Here is a 23,957-nt window from a genome sequence, read left to right as displayed (position 1 = left end):
TGCGATCTCTCGAGTATCACTCTGACGTTCAATGAGGTAGCACTCCCGCGATGTCTCGAGGCGTCGTCGCGGCCCGCACCGCCCCGGCGAGCGCCGTGACTGCCTCGTCGACCCGCGCGTCGGCGAGGTTGCCGTACCCGACGACGAGGGCCTCCGACCCCGGGGCCGCGGCCGTGACGCGGTAGCGGCGCAGGTCGGCGACGGCGACGTCGCGCGCCGCGGCCGCGCGGACGACGTCGGCGGCGGCGACGCCGTCGGGCAGACCGAGCACCACGTGCAGCCCGGCCGCCAGGCCCGTCACCGGCAGGCCGGGCAGCGCGTCGTCGAGCGCGGCGAGCAGGGCGGCACGACGGCGGCGGAACCTGCCGCGGGCGGCCCGCAGGTGCCGCTCGTAGCCGCCCCCCATGAGGAACCGGGCGAGCGCGAGCTGGTCGAGGGTGGACGGCGCGGGGCCGCCCGCGTCCGTCCCCAGGCGCTCCCGCCAGCGCGGCGGCAGCACCAGCCAGCCGAGCCCGAACGCGGGGGAGACGGTCTTGCTGAGCGACCCGAGCAGGGCGACCCGACCCGGGTCGTGACCCTGTAGCGCCGCGACCGGGCGCCGGTCGTAGCGGAACTCGGCGTCGTAGTCGTCCTCGACCACCAGGCCGTCGACGGCGCGCGCCCACGACACGAGCGCGTCGCGCCGCTCGGGCGCGAGGGCCACGCCGGTGGGGAACTGGTGCGCCGGCGCGACCAGCGCGGCGCGGGCGCCGGTCCGCACGGCGGACGCGGCGAGCGCGGCCACGTCCACCCCACGGTCGTCGACGGGCACCGGCACCGGGACCAGGCCGGCGTCGCGCGCGACGTCGCGCAGCCGCCCCCAGCTCGGGTCCTCGACCAGGATCGCCCGGTGGCCGGCGGAGCGCAGCGCGCGGGCGAGGCGGGTCATGCCGTCGGTGGCGCCGTGCGTCACGAGGACGTCGTCGGGCCCGGCGCACGTGGAGCGGGCACGCGCCAGGTACGCGACGACGGCGCCGCGGGCCGCCGGGTGGCCGGCCGGGTGCGGGGCGCCCAGATCGGCGTCGGGGGTGTCGGCCAGGGCGTCGCGCAGCGCCCGCAGCCAGGCCGCCCGGGGCACGTGCCGCAGGTCGGGGACGCCGGGCGCGAGGTCCAGGCGGGCGCGGCGCGCGGGGGCGGCGCCGGACGACGTCGGGCGCGCCGTCGGGTGCTTCGGCGTGGCGTGCGCAGCCGCGCCGGCCGCGATCCGGGTGCCCGACCCGACGCGGGCCTCGCAGAACCCCTCCGCGACGAGCTGGCCGTACACCTCCGTCACGACCCACCGGGACACCCCCAGCGTCTCCGCGAGGGCGCGCGACGGCGGCAGCGCCGCCCCGCCGGGGACCCGGCCCGCGTGCACGGCGTCCCGCACGGCGCGCTCGACACGCGCGACCAGCGGGGCGTCGTCGTCCCCGAGGTCGAGGACGGTGTCCCACGCCAGCACGGGATTGGTCTGGGTAGTTGCCATGAAATTGGACGGTACACCCGGACCGATCGGCATCTAGCGTCGTGGGTGTCAGCCGGGGGACCGTCCCGGCGTCACGCGACAGGGAGACACCATGCGCTACCGCACCATCGGCGACGGCACGACGTCCTTCGACGTCAGCACGCTCTGCCTCGGCACCATGTGGTTCGGCACCCGGACCGACGAGGAGACGTCGTTCGCGATCCTCGACCGCTTCGTCGAGGCCGGCGGCACGTTCCTCGACACCGCGAACAACTACGCCATCTGGGACGGCGGCCAGGGCCGCGACAGCGAGGACGTCATCGGCCGCTGGCTCGCCGCCCGGGGGAACCGTGACGAGCTGCGCATCGCCACCAAGGTGGGCGCCGCCAAGAAGGACCCGAACCTGCCGCTGCAGCACGTGCCGCCGACGAACTACCAGGGGCTCGGCGCGGAGACCATCGCGTGGGAGGCGCGCGAGAGCCTGCGCCACCTCGGTGTCGACCACATCGACGCCTACTACGGCCACGTCGACGACTACGACACCCCGCTCGCCGAGACCGTCGGCGCGTTCGGCAAGCTCCAGGCGGAGGGGCTGATCGGGATCGGCGGCATCTCCAACGTCGCGCTGCACCGCGTCGTCGAGGCGCGCGAGGAGGCCCGTCGCCAGGGCGTCGCGCCGTACGGCCTCGTGCAGCAGCAGCTCACCTACCCGTACCCGCGGCCCGACGTCGGCCGGCACAACTGGGCGTCGTACGAGCTGCTCGACTACGCCGGCGCGTCGGCCGCGACCGAGCACCCGCTCGCCGTCGTCGCCTACTCGCCGCTCATGCAGGGCGCGCTGGTGCGCGACGACAAGCCGCTGTGGGACGGCTTCGACCACCCGACGACGCACGAGCGGCTGCGCGTGCTGCGCGAGGTCGCGGCCGAGATCGGCGCCACGCCCCACCAGGTGGTGCTCGCCTGGCTCCTCGGCGGCGACGTGCCCGTGGTCCCGGTCGTCGGGGCGAGCAGCGTCGCGCAGCTCGACGAGCTGCTGGGTGCGGCGGACCTCGACCTCGACGACGACGTGCGTGCGCGTCTCGACGCCGTCTGACCGTCAGGGGTGACCGGCGGGGCCCTGCGCGGTCACTCCAGCCACTCGGTGACGAACCGGTCGTTGGCGTGCACGTGCAGGGCCTCGTACACCTCGGGGCCGATCACCGTGAACTTGTGCGGCGTCCCGGCGGGGGCGACGAGGATCTGGCCGCCCACGGCGACCACCTCGTCGTCGCCCACCCGGAACAGAGCCCGCCCCGAGCGGAGGACGAACGTCTCCGTGTAGGGGTGGCGGTGCAGGCGGGGGCCGACGCCGTCCCGGTCGAACCGCTCGAACATCACCGACACGGTGGACCCGTGCAGGTAACCCTCGAAGTCCGCGCCCGGCAGCGTGGCCTGCTCGATCAGCTCGATGCTCGACTCGGTGCTCATGCCGGGTCGACTGCCGTCCCCGGCAGGACTGAGCGGTGTCAGGGGAGCGGCAGGTCGAGCCCGTGCCGCAGCCGGTCACGGACGGCGCGGGGCAGCTCGCCCCAGTCGTCGATCGTGTCGAGGTCGACGGCGGTGCCCGGGCGGCGCACGACCACCGGCCGTAGCCCCGCGCGCTCGGCCTCGGCGACGTGCGCCGCCCGCGACGCCTCGCCGAAGCGGAACCGGAACGGTGGCGCCGCGGGCAGCACCAGCAGGTTGGTCCCCGCCAGGTGCCGGTCGGTGGCGACGACGGCGGCGGCACGACGCCGTGCGTCGTCCGGAGCCGGCGCGCCCGCGGCGAGCAGGGCCGCGACGTCGTCGGTCGTGAGCAGCGGCAGGTCGGCGTGCGCGACGAGCAGCCGGTCCGCGCCGCGCTCGAGCGCCGCGGCTCGCCCGACGTCGAGCGCCGCGTTCAGCCCCGGCCGCCCCGGCGGTTGCGGCACCACCTCGATGCTCGGCGCGGCAGTCTCCGCTCGGCGCGGCAGCTCGAGCTGCCGCGTCGAGATCGACGTGCCGCCGCGACGGAGCGGGGCGAGGGTCTGGTCGACGAACGGCACGTCGGCGGTGACGACGAGCACGCGGTCGACGCCGTCCGCCGCCAGCAGGACGGCGACGACGTGCCGGGCCAGCGCCGCGACGAGCCGGCGTCGCGCGGCCGGGTCGAGCGAGGACGCCAGCCGCGACTTGCCCGAGACGCCGTCGCGCAGCGGCACCAGAGCGATCGTGCGGACGGGGGCGGGGCCGTCCGGTGCGCTCATCCGAGGGTGAGCAGGTCGTGGGCGAGGCGCTCGCGGCCGGCGGCCCCGCCCATGATCGTGTCGGTGACGAGCACCTCGACCCCCAGCTCGCGGATCGGGCCGGCCAGGTCGGCGTCGGCGTCGTCCACGACCATGACGTCGACCAGGTCCGCGTACAGCCGGGCCACCCCCAGCGCGGACACCTCGTGCCCCAGCGTCTCGAGGATCTGCGCCGCCGGGCCCTTGATCGCCTGCCCGCCGACGATCGGGCTCACGGCCACGCGCCGTGCGGGCGAGGCCAGGACGGCGTCGCGCACCCCGGGCACGGCCAGCACCGGCTCCACCGACAGGAACGGGTTGGACGGCGCGACCACGAGCAGGTCGGCGCGCGCGATCGCGTCGAGCACCCCGGGCGCGGGCCTGGCTGTGGCGACGCCGTCGAGCTCGATCCCCAGCACCGCGTCGGCGTGCTGCCGCCGCACGAAGTACTCCTGGAACGCGACCCGGCCGGACGGCGTGTCGACGAGCGTGCGCAGCCGGTCGTCGGTCACCGGCAGCAGGCGGGCGTGCACGCCCAGCGACGCCGCGAGCCGGGCCGTGACGGCGTGCAGCGGCTGCCCCTCGCGCAGCGCGGCCGTGCGCACCACGTGCGTGGCGAGGTCCCGGTCGCCCAGCGTGAACCACGTGTCCTCGCCGAGCCGGGCGAGCTGGTCGAGCGTCGTGTACGTCTCGTCGGTCAGCCCCCAGCCGCGGGTCTCGTCGTTCAGGCCGGCGAGCGTGTACATGACCGTGTCGAGGTCGGGGGAGACGAGCAGGCCGTGCCGCTCGGTGTCGTCGCCGACGTTCACGACGACGGTGAGGCCGCCGTCGGGCGCCGGGGCGCCGTCGTCGGGCAGGGCGAGGGCGAGGCCGTGCGCCAGGCGGGCGCCGCCGACCCCGCCGGCGAGAAGGGTGACGCGTGTGCTCACCCGACGAGCCTACGGTCCTCGTGGACCGACGTGGGCGGAGGTGGACGTGCAGGATGGGGGCATGGCCGTCTTCGCTTTCTCCGTCGCCCCGCTCGGCGCGGGCGAGTCCGTCGCGGACTCCGTCGCCGCCGCCGTCCGCATCGTCCGCGAGTCCGGGCTCCCCACCCGCACCACCGCGATGTTCACCGAGATCGAGGGGGACTGGGACGAGGTGATGCCGGTGATCCAGCGCGCCACGGAGGCGGTGGGCGCGGGCGGGCACCGGGTGTCGCTGGTGCTCAAGGCGGACATCCGGCCCGGGTACACCGGGCAGCTGGACGCGAAGGTCGCGCGCGTCGAGGAGCGGCTCGCCGACGACGGCGGCACCGGGCACGCGTAGCCCCGCGGCACGTCGCCGGACCTCTCCGCGGGCGGCCTGTTGCGCCGACGCGCGCCTGGGAGCCCGCTGTGGTACACGCCACGCCGCAAGGGCCTTAGGCTTGCCCCGGGATCCGGCCGCCGGGGTCGGGTCCGATCCAGGAGTGGTGTGCAATGCCCCTGTTCGAGGTCGATGCCCAGAGGCCCCTCCTCGTCCAGTCCGACCGGTCGCCCGCAGCAAGCGCGCAGGGGGTCGGGACCACCGCCCACCGGGTGGTGGACAGCCATATCGACGGCCTGCTCGGCGAGCAGATCTTCCCGGTGAGTCCCGGCGTCGGCCCGGACGAGCCGCACCTGCTCGCCCTCGACGCGACCGGCTCGCCCGTCGTCGTCGAGCTCGTCGCCGACCTCGACCGCGCCGCCCTCACCCGCGCGCTGGACCACGCCGGAGCCGCCGGCCGACTGACGCGCGGCGCCCTCGCCGAGCGGTACCACGGCGGGCCGTCGGCGTTCCACCGCGACGTCGCGGCGTTCTACGACAGCGTGCCCATCACCCGGTCGCAGCCGGGCCGCAGCAGCGCGCGGCTCATCGTCATCTGCCAGGAGGCGAGCGAGGAGATCCTCAACGCCGTCGACTTCCTGCGTCAGCCCACCATGCCCGTCGAGGTGCTGAAGATGGGCGTGGTGCACAGCGCGGACGGGCGCCGCTTCGTGGACGTCTCGCCGCTGGTGATCCACCCCGCGTCCGCGCCGTCGGCCCCGAGCCTGTCCGCGCCCGCCGCCCCGGCGGCGCCGACGGACACCGTCGCCGCGTCCGACGACGACGCCGCGCGGGCGTCCGACGCGCCCGACCGCGTCGACCCCGAGACCTTCGCCGAGGGCGTGGCCGTCGGGCTCGCGCTGGGCGGGAAGATGCCCGCCACGGTGCAGGCGCCTCGCGACAGGGCGGAGTCGGCGGCCCCGCCGTCGCGGACCCGCCGCCGGGCCGCGCGCCCGCGGTCGGCCGAGGCCGGCCCGTCGGATGCCGCGCTCCCCGGAGGCCCGCTACCCGTCCCGGCCGCCGAGCCCCTGCCGCCCGTGCCGGCCCCGCACGCTCCCGTGCCTCCGCCGTCCTCGTCGCCGATCCCGGCGCCCGCCCCGAGCCGCGCAACGGGTCTCGACGACGACCGCGACATCACCCGCGAGCGGCCGCCGCTCCCCGACGGGGCCCCGCGCCGCCGCTCGCGCTCGGACCGCTTCACGTCGCGACCGGAGCTCGACGTGCCGTCGCCGGACCTCGGTCGGCAGGACTTCGGTCGGCAGGACGTCGGTCGGCAGGACTTCGGTCAGGCGTTCGCGGAGGTCGCCGCTCCCGCGTTCGACCTGCCGGTGCCGGAGCCGCGCTGGTCCGGCGTCGAGGACGACCTCCCCCGCCTGCAGGTGCCGCCGCTCGAGCCGCCGCGTCTGCGCACGCCGCCGTCGGACCCGTTGGAGCTCGGCTGGACGCCCGCGCCGCACGACCACGGCTACGACCCGCTCACGTCGCCCGTCCCGCCGCCGCCGGAGCCGCTCGCGGCGTCCGGGTCGTGGGCGCCGCCCGCCGCGGGCGACGACGAGGTGGACCCGGACCTCGTCGCCCTGGCCGGCACGCTGGTGCACCCGACGACGATCGTCTGGTCGCGCCCGCGACGCCGCCAGTACTTCGAGGCCGTGCTGCACCAGGACGGCGCCATCCAGCTCGCCGACGGCTCACGCTACTGGCACCCGGACCACGCGGCGTCCGCCGCCTCGGGCTCGCCCACCGCCGACGGGTGGAGCGTCTGGCGCCTCGGCGCCGAGGGCCCGACCCTGATGGACGCCTTCCGGCACCGCTTCGCCTGAGCCTGGGGGCTGTTGTGAGCGTGACGTTGGCCCTGTTTCGGTTGCGAAACAGGGCCAAGATCACGCTCACAACAGGGCGGGGTCAGGGCAGGACGACGATCTTGCCGGTCTGCTCGCCGGCCGCGAGACGCGCCAGCCCCTCGCCGACCCGCGCGAGCGGCACCACGGAGTCGATGACGGGCCGCACGCCGGTGCGGGCGACGAACCGGGTCAGCGCGGCCAGGTCGTCGCGCGAACCCATCGTCACGCCCTGCACCCGGATCTCGTTGAAGAAGACGCGGGTCAGCTCGGCGGGCGGGGCGTCGCCCGACGTCGCGCCGCAGACGACGATCGTGCCGCCCGGCCGCACGGAGCGCACCGAGTGCGCCCAGGTGGCCTGACCGACGGACTCGATCACCGCGTCCACACGGGCCGGCACGCGGGCGCCCGTCTCGACGGCGTGCGCCGCGCCCAGCTCCAGCGCGCGCTCCCGGCGCTCCGCGGAGCGCGAGGTCACCGTCACCTCCAGGCCGGCCGCGGCGCCGAGCACGATCGCCGCGGAGGCGACGCCGCCGCCCGCCCCCTGCACCAGCACCCGGTCGCCGGGGGCGAGGCCGGCGGCGCCGAACAGCATCCGGTAGGCGGTGAGCCAGGCGGTCGGGAGGCACGCGGCCTCCTCCGACGACAGGTCGTCGGGGAGGGGCACCAGGTTGTGGGTCGGCACCGCGACGTACTCCGCCAGCGTGCCCGGGTAGTGCTCCGACAGCAGCGTGCGTCGCTCGGTGGGCCCGACGCCGTGCCCGTCGGCCCCGATCACGCCGTGCAGGAGCACCGGCGTGCCGTCCGCGGCCGTGCCCGCGGCGTCGGTGCCGAGGATCATCGGGAGCTGCTCGGGCCGCAGGCCCACGCCGCGCAGCGACCACAGGTCGTGGTGATTGAGCGTCGCGGCGCGCACCCGCACGGTGGTCCAGTTCTCCCGCGGCTCGGGCTCGGGGCGTTCACCCACCTCGAGGCCGTCGAGGGGGGAGTCGGGCGAGAACCGGGCGACGGTGGCGGCGAGCATGCGTCCCAACCTACTGTCCCGCCCTCCTGGTGGTCGGCCCGCGCGGACCGACCTGGAGGTCGGGGCCGGAGATGCCCTAGGTTGTCCGCCATGCCTACCGGTGGGGTCGAGGAAGAGCTGGCCGCGGCGCGCGCGGCCGTCGTCGAGCACGCGCAGCAGTCGGCGCGGCGTCAGGTCGCGGGCCGGGAGCTCGCCGCGGCGGAGGAGGCTCTGGCGGACGCGCGGGCCTCGCTCGCCGACGAGGCGGCCGACGTCGCGCGGCTGGAGTCCCTGAGCCTCGCGCGCGTGTGGGCGGGGCTGCGCGGCGACCGCGCGCAGCGCCTCGACGCCGAGCGCGCCGAGCAGCAGGCCGCGGAGTACGTCGCCGCGACGGCGGAGGCGCGGCGGGACGCCGCGGAGCGCGAGGTGCGCGCCGTCGACGCCGGTCTGGCGGCGCTCGGCGACGTGCGGGCCCGGTGGCGCACCGCGCTCGCGGCGAAGGAGGAGTGGGTGCACGGCGCGGGCGGCCCCGGGGCGGCCGAGCTGGCCGCGGTGGCCGAGCAGGTGGGCGGGTGGCGTGCCCAGCAGGTCGAGATCGATCAGGCCCAGGCGGCCGCCGAGCGGGCCGCGCGGGCGCTGGCCGCGGCGGAGGTCGAGCTCCGCGGCGCCGACGGCTGGTCCACCTACGACACGTTCTTCGACGGCGGCATGCTCGCGAGCATGGTCAAGCACGACAAGATGGACCGCGCCGCGGGCCTGCTGCGTGAGGCGGACGGGGCGCTGCGGCACCTCACCGTCGAGCTGGGCGACCTCGGCGAGCAGGGGGTCGGCGGGGTCGGCGTCGACGGGCTCACCCGCACGCTCGACGTCTGGTTCGACAACATCTTCACCGACTGGTCGGTGCGGAACCGGATCGCCGAGGCGCGCGACCGCGTCGCGGCGGCGAGCCGCGCCGTCCACGGGGTCCGGCAGCGCCTCGCCGAGCGGTCCGCGGCAGCCGAGGCGGAGATCGCGGCGCTCGCCGCCCGGCGGGAGAGCCTGCTCGTCGCGTGACGGTCGCCGTCAGGGGGCGCCGACGTCGAACATCCAGGTGATGCCGTACCGGTCGGTCACCTGGCCGTAGAAGTCGCCCCACGGCGCCTTGTCGAACGGCATCGCGTCGCTGCCGCCCTCGGCCAGCTTCGCGTACGCGCCCGCGACGTAGTCGTAGTCCTCCGGCCCGCCGGTCAGCGCGACGGTGACGCCGCTGGTGGGTGCGACGTACGGCATCATCGAGCCGGTGTCGGCGGCCATGAGCGTGAGGCCGGACGGCGTCTCGAGCTGGCCGTGCATGACGAGGTCCTTGTCGGAGTCCGCGATCGGCATGCCCGAGTCGGCCGGCATCCCGCCGAACGTGCTGACGTCGAGCTCGCCGCCGAGCACCGACCGGTAGAACTCGAGGGCCTCGCGGGCCTGGTTCTTGAAGCTGAGATACGGGTTGAGCCGGACCATGGGGGCCTCCAGCAGCGCTGCGGGGTGGCTGGCCGCGCGGGTCGGCGGCCGGTCACCACGCTAGGCACGGCCCCTGACACACGCGCGGGCGGCGGGCACCGCGGGCCGGCGGCGGGTCCCCTCAGAGCATGTCGAGCGGCACGGGGCCGCTGGGCGGCGGGAAGGCGGCGTCGAGCTCGGCGAGGTCCTCGGCCCCGAGGCGAAGGTCGCGAGCCGCGGCGTTCTCGCGCACGTGCGCGGCGGACCCGGACCGCGGGATCGCGACGACGCCCTCTCCCGCCAGCACCCACGCGAGCGCGACCTGCGCCGGGGTGGCGCCGTGCCGCCGGGCGACCTTCCGCAGCGCGGGGTCGCCGAGGATGCGCCCCTGCTCCACCGGCGAGTAGGCCATGGCCGCGAGGCCGCGCTCCCGGAGGATGGGGAGCAGGTCGTGCTCCGGCCCACGCCGGGACAGGTTGTAGAGCACCTGGTCGGTCTGGCACGCGCTGCCCAGCCCGCCGGCGACGCCGTCGAGCTCGCGCAGGTCGTCGACGTCGAGGTTGCTGACGCCCCAGCCGAGCACGTCGCCCGCCTGCACCAGCGCGTCGAGGGCGGCCGCCGTCTCCGCCAGCGGCACCCCGCCGCGCCAGTGCAGCAGGTAGAGGTCGAGCCGGTCGGTGCCGAGGCGGCGCAGGCTGGCCCGGCACGCCGCGACCGTGCCGCGGGCGTCGGCGTTCCACGGGTACACCTTGCTGACCAGGACGACGTCGTCGCGTCGTCCGGCGACGGCCTCGCCCACCAGCTCCTCGGCCGCGCCCTCGCCGTACATCTCGGCCGTGTCGATCAGGGTGAGGCCCAGATCGAGGCCGGTGCGCAGCGCGGCCAGCTCGTCGGCGCGGCGGGACGGCGTCTCGCCGAGGAACCAGGTGCCCTGGCCCAGCGCGGGGACCGCGCGACCGTCGGGCAGCGTGACGGTGGTGGTCATACGCCGATCATGCCCCGGCCTCGTCCTCCTCGACGCTCGCGCCGGCGAGGAAGTCGGCGACGATGGGCCCGAGCTGGTCGAACTCGATGAGGAAGCCGTCGTGGCCGAAGTCGGACGTGACGATGCGCAGCGGTTCCGCCCCCGGCACCCAGGCGGCGATGCGGCCCGCCTGCTCCGGCGGGAACAGCCGGTCGGAGTCCACCGCCACGACCAGCGCGCGGGCCGTGATCTGCGACAGCGCCGACTCGACGCCGCCGCGGTCGCGGCCCAGGTCGTGGCTCAGCATCGACTCGGTGAGCACGAGGTAGGAGTTGGCGTCGAAGCGCCGGGCGAGCTTGTCCCCGTGGTGGTCGAGGTACGACTGCACGGCGTACCGGCCGTCCTCGAGCGGGTCCTCGCCGCCCTGGGGCAGCCGCCCGAACCGGACGTCGAGCTCGGCCGCCGTCCGGTACGTCGTGTGCGCGATCTGACGGGCGATGGCGAGCCCGGTGTCCGGGCCGTCGCCGTCGGCGGCGTCGTAGTAGTCGCCGCCGCGCCAGCGCGGGTCCGCCCGGATCGCGCCGAGCTGCGGGTGCGCCCACGCGATCTGGTCGCCCGACGTCTGCGCCGTCGTCGCGATGGCGGCGATGCCGTCCACCGCGATCCCGGCCTCGGGGCCGAGCAGCGCCCACTCCAGCACGCGGAGCCCGCCCATCGACGCCCCGACGACCAGCGACCAGCGCTCGACGCCGAGCTGCCGGGCGAGCTCGATCTCCGCGGCCACCTGGTCGCGCGTGGTGATGCGGGGGAAGCGCCCGCCCCACGGCCGCCCGTCGGGGGCGGTGGACGCCGGCCCCGTGGTGCCCTGGCAGCCGCCCAGCACGTTGGGCGCGACGACGAAGTACCGGTCGGTGTCGATGGGCGCGCCGGGGCCGATCATGTCGGCCCACCAGCCGGCGGTCGGCTGCCCCGGCCCGGCGGGGCCGGTGACGTGCGCGTCGCCGGTCAGCGCGTGCAGCACGAGGACGGCGTTGGTGCCGTCGGGGGCCAGCTCGCCCCACGTCTCGTAGGCCACCCGCACGTCGGGCAGCACGCCGCCCGCCTCGAGCTCGACCGCGCCGACGTCGACGAACGCCCGGTCGGCGGCCGGGTCGCCCTCGCGCCACGCGCCGGTGGCCGGCACCGGCGGCTTGACGCGGTCCCGCGAGACCGGCGTGGGGCGGACGGTGGGGGCGGCCTGGTGGCGGCCGCCCACCGACGGCACGGTGGCGGCGACGCCGCCGCCGCACCGCGCGGACGGGCCGGGCACCGCGGTCACGCGGCGGCCTCGTCGTCCGACGTCGTGCCGCCCGCGACCACGTCCGCCGCCGCGGCGAAGCCGAGCTCGAGGTCGGCGAGGATGTCCTGGATCCCCTCGAGGCCGACCGCGAGCCGCACCAGGGCCGGCGTCACGCCGGACTGCGCCTGCGCCTCCGGGGTGAGCTGCGCGTGGGTGGTCGACGCCGGGTGGATGACCAGCGACCGCACGTCGCCGATGTTCGCGACGTGCGAGTGCAGCTGCAGCGCCGAGACGAACGCGCGGCCCGCGGCGTTCGCGAGCTCCGGGTCGGCGACGTCGAGCTCGAACGCGATCACCGCGCCGGCGCCCTTCGGCGCGTACTTCCGGGCGTTCTCGTGCCACGGCGACGAGGGGAGGCCGGCGTAGTGCACGAGGCGCACGTCGGCGCGCCCCTCGAGCCACTCGGCCACGGTCTGCGCGTTGGCGACGTGCCGCTCCACGCGCAGCGACAGGGTCTCGAGGCCCTGCGCGAGCAGGAAGGCGTTGAACGGGGCGACGGCGGGGCCGAGGTCGCGCAGCAGCTGGACGCGCGCCTTGAGCACGAACGCGAGGTTGGCGCCGAGCGCGGAGCCCACGCCGAGGTCGCGGGCGTAGACGAGGCCGTGGTAGCTCTCGTCCGGCTGGTTGAAGCCGGGGAAGCGCTCGGGCTGCGCGGCGTAGTCGAAGGTGCCTCCGTCGACGATGACGCCGCCGATGGCCGCGCCGTGCCCGCCGAGGTACTTCGTGGCCGAGTGCACGACGACGTCCGCGCCGTGCTCGATCGGGCGCACCAGGTACGGGGTGGCGATCGTGTTGTCCACGATGAGCGGCACGCCCACCTCGTGGGCGACGGTCGAGACGGCGGCGATGTCCAGCACGTCCGCGCGCGGGTTGGGGATGGTCTCGGCGAAGAAGGCCTTGGTGGTCGGCCGGGCCGCCGCGCGCCAGGACTCGGGGTCGTGCGGGTCGTCGACGAACGTCGTCTCGATGCCGAGCCTCGGCAGCGTGTGGCGCAGCAGGTTGTAGGTGCCGCCGTACAGGCTGGGGCTGGCGACGACGTGGTCGCCGGCCTGCGCGACGTTGAGGATCGCGAGCGTCTCGGCGGCCTGCCCGGACGCGACGAGCAGCGCGCCGACGCCGCCCTCGAGGTCGGCGATGCGTGCCTCGACGGCCTCCTGCGTGGGGTTGCCGATGCGGGTGTAGATGGGGCCGAGGTCGGCGAGCGCGAAGCGGTCGGCGGCGACGTCGGCGCTGGGGAACTCGAACGAGGTGGTCTGGTAGATCGGCAGCGCGCGGGCCCCGGTGACGGGGTCCGGGGTCTGGCCGGCGTGGATCTGGCGGGTCTCGAAGGTCCAGCTGGAGGTCATGACGTGCTCCTGGGCGGTGTCGGGCGCGGTTCGGGCTCGGTCGGCGGTGATCGGGCCGCGGCGGGAACCAGGAGGCCTGCGCGTCTGGGGCGGGCCGCGGCGGTCGGCTGCGCACGCGGAGCGGATGGCTGGGTCGACGAGCGGCCGCAGGCAGGCGAACGTGCGCGGTGGTCAGCGGCACATTCGACGGGTCATGCGGACGACCGTAGCCCGGCGGCGTAGCGCGCGGCACCCGTGTCTCGCCATTCGGGACCAGAATATGGACGGCGTGTCGGCTTGCCTGGCGTGTCCTGCGCGCACTCTCCGGTGGCGCTCCTGGCCGGCCGGGGTGAGTCTGGGCGAGGTTGCCCGGAGCGCGCCCGCCGGCGCGTCAGCCCACGGAGGAGCAGACCATGCCTCGCACCCGCCGTGCCGCCAGGGTCACGTCGTGGACCGTCGTCGTGCTGCTCGCCTGCACGCCCGTCGTCGCCGGCGGGGTCGCGTGGGCGGAGCCCCCGTCCGACGACGACGTCGCGGCCGCGCACGCCGCGGCGGACGCCGCCGCCCTCGACGTCACCGGCGCCCAGGCGCGGCTGGACGCGATCCGCGCCGAGCTCGGGCGGGCCGAGGCGGCGGTCCAGACCGCCGCCGAGGACTACGCGGAGGCCCGCGAGGCGCTCGCCGCCGCGAAGCGCGGGACGGCGGAGGCGCGCGAGCGGGCCGACCGCGCCCAGCAGGCCGAGGACGATGCCCGGGGGACGCTCGCGGAGGCGTACCGCACCACGGCGCGCGCGAACGAGAACGGTCTCGGGCCGCTCGACGTCGTCACCGGGGCGCGCGAGGTCGGCGACGTCGTGTCGACCGAGGCCGCGCAGCGCGCGGTGGACCGGAAGGTCGCGGGCGCGCTCGCCCGGCAGGCGGACGTGCGTTCCGCGGCGCGCAACGCCGACGCCCGCTGGCAGGCCGCCCGCGACGCGCAGCAGGAGGCCAGCGCGGCGGCCGAGGCCGCCTTCGCCACCGCGCGGCGCGCGGCCGACGACCTCACCGCCCGCACCGCCGCGGCCGAGGGCGAGCGCGACCGCCTGTTCACGCGGCTGGCCGACCTGCGCAGCACCAGCGTGGAGCTCGAGCGGCAGCGCGAGGCCGACCGTCAGGAGAAGGTCGTCGCCGCGCGCGAGGCCGCCGCGCGGGACCGTGCCGAGGACGCCTCGTCGTCGGGCGGTTCGTCGGGCGCGTCCGACGGGACCGCCGACCGGGCGGACGCCGCCGGGCAGGCCGGACCGGAACCCGAGCGCCCGCGGTCCGGGGGCACGGACGGCGCGCGGGCCGACGCCGAGCGGGCGCCCGAGCCCGACCCGCAGCCGACGCGCACCCGCGAGCCCGCCCCGGACCCGGCGCCGCGGCCCGACCCGAAGCCGGACCCGAGGCCCGAGCCCCCGCCGGTCAGCGGCGTCGGCCAGGGCAGCGCCGCGCAGGGCCGCGAAGCGCTGGCGTGGGCACGCTCGAAGATCGGCACGGCCTACCAGTGGGGCGGCGACGGCAACCCGGGCTACGACTGCTCCGGCCTGACGTCGGGCGCGTGGAACGCGGCGGGCGTGTGGATCACCCGCACGTCGCGGTCGCAGTACCTCACGGTCGGCAAGGTCTCCTACGACCGGATGCGCCCCGGCGACCTGATCTTCTACGCCAACGACACGTCCGACCCGTCGACCATCCGGCACGTGGCGATCTACGCCGGCGGCGGGATGATGGTCGAGGCCCCGCGCCCCGGCATCGACGTCCGCGAGACCCCGGTCCGCTGGGACGAGGTCATGCCGTATCCTGTCCTCCTGGGGTTGTTGGGAGCGTGCTTCTGCCCCCGCTTTTTCGAGGCTCGGGACAAAACCCCCCCCCACAACGGTGGGGGTCAGGGGCGCAGCAGCACCTTGGTGGCGCGGCGCTCGTCCATCGCGGCGTAGGCCTCGGCGACGTCGGCGAGCGGCAGCTCCAGGTCGAAGACCTTGCCGGGCACGATCGCCCCGGACAGGACCTCGGGCAGCAGCGTCTCCATGTAACGGCGGGCGGACGCCATACCGCCGCCGATGGTGACGTTGCGGTCGAACAGGCGCCGCACGCTCAGCTCGGGGCCGCCGTTCGGGACCCCGACGAAGCCGACGCGGCCGCCGCCGCGCACGACGTCGAGCGCGGTGTCCATCGACTGCTTGGTGCCGACGCACTCGAGCGCCGCGTCCGCCAGGTCGCCGCCGAGCAGGTCGCGGACGGCCGCGAGGCCCTCCTCGCCGCGCTCGGCGACGACGTCGGTGGCGCCGAACTCGCGGGCCAGGGCGGCCCGGTCGTCGTGGCGGCTCATGGCGACGATCCGCTCCGCGCCCAGGAGGCGCGCGCCGATCACGCCGGACAGCCCGACGGCGCCGTCGCCGACCACGACGACGGTGTCGCCCGCGGAGACGCCCGCGGAGAACGCCGCGTGGTACCCGGTGGACATGACGTCGGCGAGGGTGAGCAGGTGCGGCACCAGCCCCGCGGCCTCGAGCTCGGCCTCCGGCCGGCCCACGGGGAAGAGGGAGTGCTGCGCGAGCGGGATGCGCACGCGCTCGCCCTGGGCGCCGTCGACCGGGTTCCCCCAGCGGTCGGTGGAGCCGAAGCCGGTGACGAGGTCGCAGGCCGCGGGGTAGCCCGCCCGGCAGGCCTGGCACTCGCCGCAGCTCATGGTGAACGGCAGGATCACGAAGTCGCCGACCCGCGCCGACGTCACGTCGGCGCCGAGCTCCTCGACCACGCCCACCAGCTCGTGGCCGATGGGGCGCGGCCGCTTCACGGTCGTGACGCCGCGGTACGGCCACAGGTCGGAGCCGCACACGCAGGCGGCGACGACGCGGACCACCGCGTCGCCCGGGGTGAGGATCTTCGGGTCCGGGCGGTCCTCGACGCGGACGTCGCGGGGCCCGTGGATGACGGCTGCACGCATGGGTTCACGGTAGACGCCTCCGCACGGTCCGGGGACGACGACGGCGCCGCACCCCCGGTGGGGTGCGGCGCCGTCGCGGGGCCGGGCGGTCAGTGACCGTCGTAGTAGCCGGTGTCCTTGGCGCGCTGGAAGGAGCGCTCGATCTCGGCCTCGGCGTCGGCGCGGCCCACCCAGTGGGCGCCCTCGACGGACTTGCCGGGCTCGAGGTCCTTGTAGACCTCGAAGAAGTGCTGGATCTCCAGGCGGTGGAAGTCGGAGACGTCGTCGATGTCCTGCCGCCACGCGGCGCGCTGGTCACCGAGCGGCACGCAGAGCACCTTGTCGTCGCCGCCGGCCTCGTCGCGCATGCGGAACATGCCGAGGGCGCGGCAGCGGATCAGGCAGCCGGGGAACGTGGGCTCCTCCAGCAGCACGAGCGCGTCCAGCGGGTCGCCGTCCTCGCCGAGGGTGCCCTCGATGAACCCGTAGTCGTCCGGGTAGCGGGTCGAGGTGAAGAGCATGCGGTCGAGGCGGATGCGACCGGTCTCGTGGTCGACCTCGTACTTGTTCCGCTGGCCCTTCGGGATCTCGATCGTGACGTCGAACTCCACTGTTCCTCCATGCTCGGGACGTGCTCGGGGAGATGCTTCGGACATGCTCGCTGCGGGCATGCTCGGTGCGGACGCCCTGTCAAAGTGTGCCATGCGCGGGCACGCCCGCCCGGTCCGGTGCGGCGGCGTCGAACCGCGGACGGACGTGGGAAGATACGCACGGAGCGCGCCACGGGGTCCGGGCTGTGACGATGCTCACGGACGACTCACGGACGACTCACGGACGACTCACGGACGACTCACGGGGCGCGGGAGGACGACATGGGGTGGCGGGCCAGCGTCGGCGCCACCGTCACGACAGTGGTCGTGCTCTTCAGCGGCTATCTCGTGGCGGACGCCCTCGACGTCGTCCCGGGCATGCTCACCACGGCGCCCCCGCCCGCACCGGCGGCCCCCTTCCCGACGGCACCCGGCGCCACCACCGGCCCGACCCCCGAGCGCTCGCTGCCCGACCTGCCCTCCGACGCGCCGGAGCCCGCGGCGTCCGCCGTCGGCAAGCTCGTCACCGGGCTGACGAAGGACGACCGCCTGGGCAAGCGGGTCGGCGCCGTCGTCGTCGACGCCGCGTCCGGCGAGACGCTCGGCGCGGCCGCCCCGGACCGGCCGATGATCCCCGCCTCCACGCAGAAGCTCTTCACGGCCGTGGCCGCGCTCGCCGGCCCGGGCGGCGACACGACGCTCCCGACGACGGCGGTGCTCGACGACGAGACGCGCCTCGTGCTGGTGGGCGGCGGCGACATGATGCTCGCGGCCGGCTCCGGCGACCCCGACGCGGTGAACGGCCGTGCCGGCCTGGGCGACCTCGCGGACCAGGTGGCCGCGCAGGTGCTGGACGCCGGGCAGGACACGGTGACCCTCGGCCTGGACGACACGCTGTTCTCGGGCCCGGCCGTGCCCGCCGACGTGCCCGCCGCGGACGTCAGGGACGGCTACACCGCCCCGGTCGCCGCCCTCGCCGTCGACGTCGCACGCACCACGGACGAGGAGTACGCGCCGCGCGAGAAGGATCCGGCGATGGCGGCCGCACGCACGTTCGCGAAGGCGTTGGAGAAGCGGGGCGTCGCCGTGCGCGGCGAGGTCTCCCGCGAGGAGGCGCCGTCGTCGGCGCGCGAGGTCGGCCGGGTGGAGTCCGCGCCGCTGCGCGACGTCGTCGGCGACATGCTGCGCCGCTCGGACAACACCATCACGGAGGTCGTGGGCCGCATCGTGGCGCTCGACGCCGGCGAGCCCGGCACCGGCACGGCCGCGATCCAGGCCGTGACCGCGCAGGTCGAGGAGCTCGGCGTCGACATGGACGGCGCCAGGCTCGTGGACCTGTCCGGCCTGGGTCGCGGGTCGCGGGCGACGCCCAGCCAGCTCGCCGCGGTGCTGACGCTCGCCGTGGACCCCGACCACCCCGAGCTGCGCGACGTCGCCGACGGCCTCGCCGTCGCGGGCCTGAACGGCACCCTGCACGACCGCTACCCGACGTCGAACCCCGGCCGTGGCTACGTCAACGGCAAGACGGGGAGCCTGCCGAAGGTCACGGGCCTGGCCGGCACCGTCGTCACGGCCGACGACCGGCTCCTGGTGTTCGTGACGCTCGCGGACAAGGTGCCCGAGGGCGGTTCCGCCGGCGCGCGGGTGATCTTCGACGACTTCGCGGGGAAGCTCGCCGACTGCGGCTGCCGGTAGGCCCCGTCGACGCCGGCGGTACGCCCGGCGATGGTTACCGTGGTCCCGTGACCACGCCAGCCCCCGCCGCCGAGCCCCTGCTGGACTGGACGGCGGCGGCGCAGATCGCCGGGCGGCTCGCGCGCCCGGGCGCCACGGCCCCCCGCGACGACCTCGACGCCCTGGTCGCCGGGCTGCGCTCCGCGGCCGGGGACGCCGTCGGGCACGTGCTGGAGGTCACGGGCATGACGCCGGCGACGCCGCGCGCGGAGGGCGTGCTCGGCGACGTGCACGTGGTGGACCGGGCCGGCTGGGCCCGCGCCAACGCGCAGTCGATGCGGGCCATGACCGACCCCGTGATGGCGGTGCTGGCCGGGGAGATGCCGGCCACGTCGTCGGCGGCGCGGCTGGCCGGGGCGGCGGAGGTCGGAGGCCTGCTCGCGCTGCTGTCGGGCCGCGTGCTCGGGCAGTTCGACCCGTACGGTGCCGGCCACGCCCCCGGTCACGGCCGGCTGCTCCTCGTGGCGCCCAACGTGCTGCAGGTCGAGCGGGCGCTCGGGCTGCGCCCCGGGGACTTCCGCCTGTGGGTGTGCCTGCACGAGCAGACGCACGCCCTCCAGTTCGCCGCGGCGCCGTGGCTCGCCGACCACCTGGTGGGGCGCGTCGGCGACCTGATGAGCGGCGTCACCCGCGGCTCGGTCGCGATGGCGCACGCCCCGCTGCGGGAGAAGGCCGCGGTGGTCGGCCGCACCGTGCTGCGGGCGGTGCGCGGCGAGCTCGTCACGCCGCTCGACGGCATCCTCGGACCCGAGCAGCGGCGTGAGCTCGAGGAGATCACCGCCGTCATGGCCCTGCTCGAGGGGCACGCCGACGTGATGATGGACGCCGTCGGGCCGCGCGTCGTGCGCTCCGTGCGCACCATCCGCGCCCGGTTCGAGAAGCGGCGCGACGGCGAGGGGGCGCCCGCGCTGGACGTCGTGCTGCGGCGCGTGCTCGGCATGGACGCCAAGCTCGCGCAGTACCGCGACGGCGCCGCGTTCGTGCGGGCCGTCGAGGAGCGGGTCGGGCGGGACGGGCTCAACGCCGTCTGGTCGGGGCCCGGGTTCCTGCCGTCCGCCCGCGAGATCGCCGACCCGCGCGCCTGGGTGCGCCGCGTGCACGGCTGACGACGGGCGGACGACATGGCCCGCGTCGACCCGGCGCTCGCGGCGGCCCGCGCGGCCGTGCGGGCCGAGCTGGCGGACCTCGCGCGCGACGGCGGGCTGGCGGCGGGCGACCTGGTGCTCGTCGCGTGCTCCGGCGGCGCGGACAGCCTCGCGCTGGCGGCGGCCGCGGCGCTCGAGGCGCCGCGGGTGGGCCGGTCGGTGCGCTCGGCGGGGTTCGCGGTGCGGGTCGGGGCGGTCGTCGTGGACCACGGGATGCAGGAGGGCTCGGACGTGGTGGCGGCCACGGCGGCCGCGCGCTGCCGCGACCTCGGCCTCGACCCGGTGCTGGTGCGTCGGGTCCGGGTGGACGCCGGCCCGGGCGCGGACGGCCCGGAGGGTGCCGCCCGCGCCGCCCGGTACGCCGCGCTCGACGGCGTGGCCGACGAGACCGGGGCCGTCGCCGTCCTGCTCGGCCACACGCTCGACGACCAGGCGGAGTCCGTGCTGCTCGGGCTGGCGCGGGGGAGCGGGGCGCGGTCGCTGGCGGGGATGCCCCGGCGCCGGGGCCGCTACCGCCGGCCGTTCCTCGGCCTGCGCCGTGCGCAGACCGAGGCGGTGTGCGCCGCCGTCGGCGTCGACTTCTGGACCGACCCCACCAACCTGATGCCCGACGGCGCGGAGGGCGTCGACGGCGAGGGCGGTGCCGCCGTGCCCGCCCGCACGCGGGTGCGTGCCGCCGTCGTGCCGGTGCTGGAGGACGCGCTGGGGCCGGGCGTCGTCGAGTCGCTCGCGCGCACCGCCGGCCAGCTGCGCGCCGACGCCGACGCGCTCGACGCCCTGGCCGCCGACCTGCTCGCCGCGGCCACCCTCCCCACCGGCGAGCTGTCGGACGTCCAGCCCACCGGGGCGCACCAGGCCTCTGACCGCACCCTGGTGCTCGACGTCGGCCCCCTCGCGGAGGCGCACGCCGCGCTGCGTCGTCGTGCCCTGCGGTCGGCGGCGCTGGCCGTCGGCTGCCCACCCGGAGCGACGACGGCGCGGCACGTGGACGCGCTGGACGCGCTCGTCGTCTCGTGGCGTGGGCAGGGAGACGTCCACCTGCCGGGCGACGCCCGAGCGCTCCGCGCGTGTGGCAGGCTCTACCTGCGCCCCGCCGAGCCGCACCCCGCCGGGGCGGCGCACCCCCCAGCCCCAACCCCGCCCCTCGAGGAGTGACCGTGGACCAGTCGGACGTCGAAGGCGACCTCGCCAACATCCTGCTCACCGAGGAGCAGATCGGCAGCAAGCTCGACGAGATCGCCGCACGGATCGACGCGGAATACGCGGGCCAGGACCTGCTGCTCGTCGGCGTGCTCAAGGGCGCCGTCATGGTCATGGCGGACCTCGCGCGCCGCCTGCACCACCCGGTGCAGATGGACTGGATGGCGGTGTCCTCGTACGGGTCGGGCACCAAGTCGTCCGGCGTCGTGCGCATCCTCAAGGACCTCGACGCCGACCTCACGGGCCGCAACGTGCTCATCGTCGAGGACGTCATCGACTCCGGGCTCACGCTCTCGTGGCTCGTCGCGAACCTGCGGTCCCGCGGCCCGGCGTCGGTGGAGATCGCCACCATGCTCCGCAAGCCCGACGCCGCGAAGGTGGACGTCGACGTGCGCTACGTCGGCTTCGACATCCCGAACGAGTTCGTCGTCGGCTACGGCCTCGACTACGCCGAGAAGTACCGCAACCTGCCGTTCGTCGGCACGCTCGCGCCCCACGTCTACTCCTGACGAGCGCCGTCGCGCCCTGGGCGAACACCCACGGTTCGTCCACACTCGGCGTGTAGCGTCGTGAACCACACGTTGCCCGACGGAAGGGAAGCGGGGAACCGTCCCCGTCGCCGATGAACATCAAGAAGATCCTGAGCGGCCCGATCATCTGGATCGTGGTCGGCCTGCTGCTCGTCTCGCTGGCCTTCAGCGCGTTCAACACCGATCGGGTGTCGCGGATCGAGACCTCCCAGGGCCTCGAGCTGCTCGCCGGCGACACGGTCGACCACGCCCTCGTCGTGGACGGGGAGCAGCGCGTCGAGCTGGAGCTGAGCGAGAAGTACGTCACCGGCGCGGGCACCGAGAGCGAGCAGGACCACGGCACGAAGGTCGAGTTCTTCTACGTCGAGCCGCAGGGCGACACCGTCGCGACGGCCGTCGAGAAGGCGGACCCCCCGAAGGGCTTCGACTCCGAGAACCCGCAGCCCAGCTTCTGGAGCTCGATCCTCGGGTTCCTCATCCCGTTCCTGCTCATCGGCGTCGTGTTCTGGTTCATCCTGTCGAGGGCGCAGGGCGGCGGCCGCAACGGCGTCATGGGCTTCGGCAAGTCCAAGGCCAAGCTGATCAGCAAGGACATGCCGCAGGTGACCTTCGCCGACGTCGCGGGCGTGGACGAGGCGGTCGAGGAGCTCCACGAGATCAAGGAGTTCCTCGAGGACCCGGCGAAGTTCCAGGCCGTGGGCGCCAAGATCCCCAAGGGCGTGCTGCTGTACGGCCCGCCCGGAACCGGCAAGACCCTCCTCGCGCGCGCCGTCGCCGGCGAGGCCGGGGTGCCGTTCTACTCGATCTCCGGCTCGGACTTCGTCGAGATGTTCGTCGGCGTCGGCGCCTCCCGTGTGCGCGACCTGTTCGAGCAGGCGAAGAACAACTCGCCCGCGATCATCTTCGTCGACGAGATCGACGCCGTCGGCCGCCACCGCGGTGCCGGCATGGGCGGCGGGCACGACGAGCGCGAGCAGACCCTGAACCAGATGCTCGTCGAGATGGACGGCTTCGACGTCAAGACGAACGTCATCCTCATCGCCGCCACCAACCGGCCCGACATCCTCGACCCGGCGCTGCTGCGGCCCGGCCGCTTCGACCGCCAGGTGGCCGTCGAGGCCCCCGACCTCAAGGGCCGCGAGCACATCCTCAAGGTGCACGCGCAGGGCAAGCCGATGGTCGAGAGCATCGACCTGGCCGTCGTCGCGCGCCGCACGCCCGGCTTCACCGGTGCGGACCTGGCGAACGTCCTCAACGAGGCCGCGCTGCTCACCGCGCGCAGCGGCGCCCAGCTGATCGACGACCGTGCGCTGGACGAGGCCATCGACCGCGTCATCGCCGGCCCGCAGAAGCGCACCCGCGTGATGAAGGTCAAGGAGCAGAAGATCACCGCGTACCACGAGGGCGGGCACGCCCTGGTCGCGGCGGCGATGCGCTACACGGACCCCGTCACCAAGGTGACGATCCTGCCGCGCGGCCGGGCCCTCGGCTACACGATGGTGATGCCGATGGAGGACAAGTACTCCACCACCCGCAACGAGCTGCTCGACCAGCTCGCGTACGCGATGGGCGGCCGCGTGGCCGAGGAGATCGTCTTCCACGACCCGACCACGGGCGCGAGCAACGACATCGAGAAGGCCACGGCGACCGCGCGCAAGATGGTCACCGAGTACGGCATGAGCGAGAAGGTCGGCGCGATCAAGCTCGGCAGCGGGTCCGGCGAGCCGTTCCTGGGCCGCGACATGGGCCACCAGCGCGACTACTCCGAGGCCGTCGCCGGCACCGTCGACCACGAGGTGCGCAAGCTCGTCGAGGCGGCGCACGACGAGGCGTGGCAGGTGCTCACCCAGTACCGCGACGTGCTCGACGACCTGGTGCTGCGCCTGCTGGAGAAGGAGACGCTCAACCAGGCGGAGCTCGCCGAGGTCTTCGCCCCCGTCGTCAAGCGCGAGCCGCGCGACGTGTGGCTGTCCAGCGAGCAGCGCACGGTGCACACGCGCGGCCCGATCATGACGGACGCCGAGCGCGCCGCGTCCAACGGCAACGGTCAGGCCGTCGTGCCTCAGGACGAGGCCGCCATCGTGGGCAACGAGCACGACCTGCAGGAGGCCGGGCCCGGCCTCGGCAGCGACACCGAGCCGCCGGCGGCGGGGGACAACCGGTGACCGACCCGGTGACGGACCTGGGCATGCGGGCTCCCGTCGACGTGCCGCCGTACGACGCCGCCCGCGCGGAGGCCGCGGTCCGCGAGCTGCTGCTCGCGGTCGGCGAGGACCCGGACCGCGAGGGCCTCAAGGAGACGCCGGCCCGCGTGGCCCGCGCGTACCAGGAGATCTTCGCGGGGCTCCGCCAGGAGCCGGAGGACGTGCTCACCACGACCTTCGACATCGGCCACGAGGAGATGGTGCTGGTCCGCGACATCGAGGTGTACTCGACGTGCGAGCACCACCTCGTGCCGTTCCACGGCGTCGCGCACGTGGGCTACATCCCCAACACCGACGGTCGCATCACGGGTCTGTCGAAGCTGGCGCGCCTCGTCGAGGTGTACGCCCGCCGCCCGCAGGTGCAGGAGCGCCTGACGACGCAGGTGGCGGACGCGCTGGTGCGCATCCTCGAGCCGCGCGGCGTCCTCGTGGTGGTGGAGTGCGAGCACCTGTGCATGTCGATGCGCGGGGTGCGCAAGCCCGGCTCGCGGACCGTCACGTCGGCGGTGCGCGGCATCATGCAGAACGCGACCACGCGCGCCGAGGCCATGAGCCTCATCACGGGACGGTGACCCGG

Annotated in this window: 22 protein-coding genes; 11 read left to right on the top strand and 11 right to left on the bottom strand. The window is 75.6% G+C overall.

What is annotated here, in order from left to right; translation table 11 throughout:
* Positions 1–28: 28 nt before the first annotated feature.
* Positions 29–1,504 carry a PLP-dependent aminotransferase family protein gene (locus ACFCZN_RS16720; RefSeq protein ID WP_430557489.1) on the bottom strand — a complete coding sequence of 492 codons (1,476 nt, stop codon included), beginning with the start codon at positions 1,502–1,504 and terminating at the stop codon, positions 29–31.
* 91 nt (positions 1,505–1,595) lie between these two features.
* On the opposite strand from ACFCZN_RS16720, the gene ACFCZN_RS16715 reads away from it, so the two are divergent.
* Entirely contained in the window at positions 1,596–2,576 is a 981-nt protein-coding gene (locus ACFCZN_RS16715; RefSeq protein WP_430557488.1) for an aldo/keto reductase, read from the top strand.
* 32 nt (positions 2,577–2,608) lie between these two features.
* Here the strand turns inward: ACFCZN_RS16715 and ACFCZN_RS16710 are convergent, their stop codons facing one another.
* From ACFCZN_RS16710 to cofD, 3 genes are read right to left on the bottom strand one after another with little or no spacing between them, the layout of a single operon-like run.
* Positions 2,609–2,950 (bottom strand): cupin domain-containing protein, encoded by a 342-nt coding sequence (locus ACFCZN_RS16710; protein WP_429766749.1) that lies wholly within the window; start codon positions 2,948–2,950, stop codon positions 2,609–2,611.
* A 38-nt stretch (positions 2,951–2,988) separates the two neighbouring features.
* A complete protein-coding gene (gene cofC / locus ACFCZN_RS16705) occupies positions 2,989–3,747 on the bottom strand; it encodes a 2-phospho-L-lactate guanylyltransferase (protein WP_430557487.1) in 759 nt (252 codons plus the stop codon).
* Entirely contained in the window at positions 3,744–4,694 is a 951-nt protein-coding gene (gene cofD, locus ACFCZN_RS16700) for a 2-phospho-L-lactate transferase (RefSeq protein WP_430557486.1), read from the bottom strand. Before cofD ends, cofC begins: the two co-directional genes overlap by 4 nt.
* Before the next feature lie 61 nt (positions 4,695–4,755).
* Between cofD and ACFCZN_RS16695 the strand changes: the two genes are divergently transcribed.
* Both ACFCZN_RS16695 and ACFCZN_RS16690 read left to right on the top strand, forming a co-directional pair.
* Positions 4,756–5,073 (top strand): MTH1187 family thiamine-binding protein, encoded by a 318-nt coding sequence (locus ACFCZN_RS16695; protein ID WP_429733876.1) that lies wholly within the window; start codon positions 4,756–4,758, stop codon positions 5,071–5,073.
* Between the two features lie 152 nt (positions 5,074–5,225).
* The gene (locus ACFCZN_RS16690; RefSeq protein ID WP_430557485.1) at positions 5,226–6,911 is read left to right on the top strand and encodes a hypothetical protein; all 1,686 of its coding nucleotides are present in this window, start codon (positions 5,226–5,228) and stop codon (positions 6,909–6,911) included.
* A gap of 82 nt (positions 6,912–6,993) precedes the next feature.
* On the opposite strand, the gene ACFCZN_RS16685 is transcribed toward ACFCZN_RS16690, so the two are convergent.
* Positions 6,994–7,953 (bottom strand): zinc-binding dehydrogenase, encoded by a 960-nt coding sequence (locus ACFCZN_RS16685; RefSeq protein ID WP_429766756.1) that lies wholly within the window; start codon positions 7,951–7,953, stop codon positions 6,994–6,996.
* 90 nt (positions 7,954–8,043) lie between these two features.
* Here ACFCZN_RS16685 and ACFCZN_RS16680 point away from each other — a divergent pair, with 90 nt between their 5' ends.
* Positions 8,044–8,985, top strand: a complete 942-nt coding sequence (locus ACFCZN_RS16680; RefSeq protein ID WP_430557484.1) for a hypothetical protein — start codon at positions 8,044–8,046, stop codon at positions 8,983–8,985.
* 9 nt (positions 8,986–8,994) lie between these two features.
* Here ACFCZN_RS16680 and ACFCZN_RS16675 read toward each other — a convergent pair whose 3' ends face one another.
* The 4 genes from ACFCZN_RS16675 to ACFCZN_RS16660 all read right to left on the bottom strand — a co-directional run bounded on the left by ACFCZN_RS16675 (position 8,995) and on the right by ACFCZN_RS16660 (position 13,102).
* Entirely contained in the window at positions 8,995–9,423 is a 429-nt protein-coding gene (locus tag ACFCZN_RS16675; protein ID WP_429766758.1) for a VOC family protein, read from the bottom strand.
* 121 nt (positions 9,424–9,544) lie between these two features.
* Complete coding sequence (locus tag ACFCZN_RS16670) at positions 9,545–10,387, bottom strand: aldo/keto reductase (RefSeq protein ID WP_430557483.1); 843 nt, start codon at positions 10,385–10,387, stop codon at positions 9,545–9,547.
* A gap of 7 nt (positions 10,388–10,394) precedes the next feature.
* A complete protein-coding gene (locus ACFCZN_RS16665) occupies positions 10,395–11,684 on the bottom strand; it encodes a homoserine O-acetyltransferase (protein WP_430557482.1) in 1,290 nt (429 codons plus the stop codon).
* A complete protein-coding gene (locus ACFCZN_RS16660) occupies positions 11,681–13,102 on the bottom strand; it encodes a bifunctional o-acetylhomoserine/o-acetylserine sulfhydrylase (protein WP_429766828.1) in 1,422 nt (473 codons plus the stop codon). Before ACFCZN_RS16660 ends, ACFCZN_RS16665 begins: the two co-directional genes overlap by 4 nt.
* 341 nt (positions 13,103–13,443) lie before the next feature.
* On the opposite strand from ACFCZN_RS16660, the gene ACFCZN_RS16655 reads away from it, so the two are divergent.
* Positions 13,444–14,988, top strand: a complete 1,545-nt coding sequence (locus ACFCZN_RS16655; protein ID WP_430557481.1) for an NlpC/P60 family protein — start codon at positions 13,444–13,446, stop codon at positions 14,986–14,988.
* Here the strand turns inward: ACFCZN_RS16655 and ACFCZN_RS16650 are convergent.
* Together ACFCZN_RS16650 and ACFCZN_RS16645 are read right to left on the bottom strand one after the other, a co-directional pair.
* Positions 14,937–15,998, bottom strand: a complete 1,062-nt coding sequence (locus tag ACFCZN_RS16650) for a zinc-binding dehydrogenase (protein WP_430557480.1) — start codon at positions 15,996–15,998, stop codon at positions 14,937–14,939. The two genes, ACFCZN_RS16655 and ACFCZN_RS16650, sit on opposite strands and share 52 nt — an antisense overlap.
* Positions 15,999–16,087: 89 nt before the next feature.
* Complete coding sequence (locus tag ACFCZN_RS16645; protein ID WP_416344998.1) at positions 16,088–16,588, bottom strand: inorganic diphosphatase; 501 nt, start codon at positions 16,586–16,588, stop codon at positions 16,088–16,090.
* Between the two features lie 261 nt (positions 16,589–16,849).
* Here ACFCZN_RS16645 and dacB point away from each other — a divergent pair, with 261 nt between their 5' ends.
* The 6 genes from dacB (at position 16,850) to folE (ending at position 23,952) form a co-directional block, all read left to right on the top strand.
* The gene (gene dacB / locus ACFCZN_RS16640; protein WP_430557479.1) at positions 16,850–18,262 is read left to right on the top strand and encodes a D-alanyl-D-alanine carboxypeptidase/D-alanyl-D-alanine-endopeptidase; all 1,413 of its coding nucleotides are present in this window, start codon (positions 16,850–16,852) and stop codon (positions 18,260–18,262) included.
* Between the two features lie 47 nt (positions 18,263–18,309).
* On the top strand, positions 18,310–19,407 hold the full coding sequence (locus ACFCZN_RS16635) for a zinc-dependent metalloprotease (RefSeq protein ID WP_429766768.1): 1,098 nt from the start codon (positions 18,310–18,312) through the stop codon (positions 19,405–19,407).
* A gap of 15 nt (positions 19,408–19,422) precedes the next feature.
* On the top strand, positions 19,423–20,601 hold the full coding sequence (gene tilS, locus ACFCZN_RS16630; protein ID WP_430557478.1) for a tRNA lysidine(34) synthetase TilS: 1,179 nt from the start codon (positions 19,423–19,425) through the stop codon (positions 20,599–20,601).
* A gap of 2 nt (positions 20,602–20,603) precedes the next feature.
* Positions 20,604–21,155 (top strand): hypoxanthine phosphoribosyltransferase, encoded by a 552-nt coding sequence (gene hpt / locus ACFCZN_RS16625; protein ID WP_430557477.1) that lies wholly within the window; start codon positions 20,604–20,606, stop codon positions 21,153–21,155.
* A gap of 113 nt (positions 21,156–21,268) precedes the next feature.
* Positions 21,269–23,341, top strand: coding sequence for an ATP-dependent zinc metalloprotease FtsH (gene ftsH, locus ACFCZN_RS16620; RefSeq protein ID WP_429766773.1), 2,073 nt, complete (start codon positions 21,269–21,271; stop codon positions 23,339–23,341).
* Between the two features lie 23 nt (positions 23,342–23,364).
* Positions 23,365–23,952 (top strand): GTP cyclohydrolase I FolE, encoded by a 588-nt coding sequence (gene folE, locus ACFCZN_RS16615; protein WP_429766830.1) that lies wholly within the window; start codon positions 23,365–23,367, stop codon positions 23,950–23,952.
* Positions 23,953–23,957: the final 5 nt, after the last annotated feature.

The organism is Isoptericola sp. NPDC056134, assembly GCF_042264825.1.
GTDB classification, from domain to species: domain Bacteria; phylum Actinomycetota; class Actinomycetes; order Actinomycetales; family Cellulomonadaceae; genus Isoptericola; species Isoptericola nanjingensis.
The sequence above is the reverse complement of the archived record's forward strand: the minus strand, read 5'-3'. Positions and strand labels throughout refer to the sequence as shown.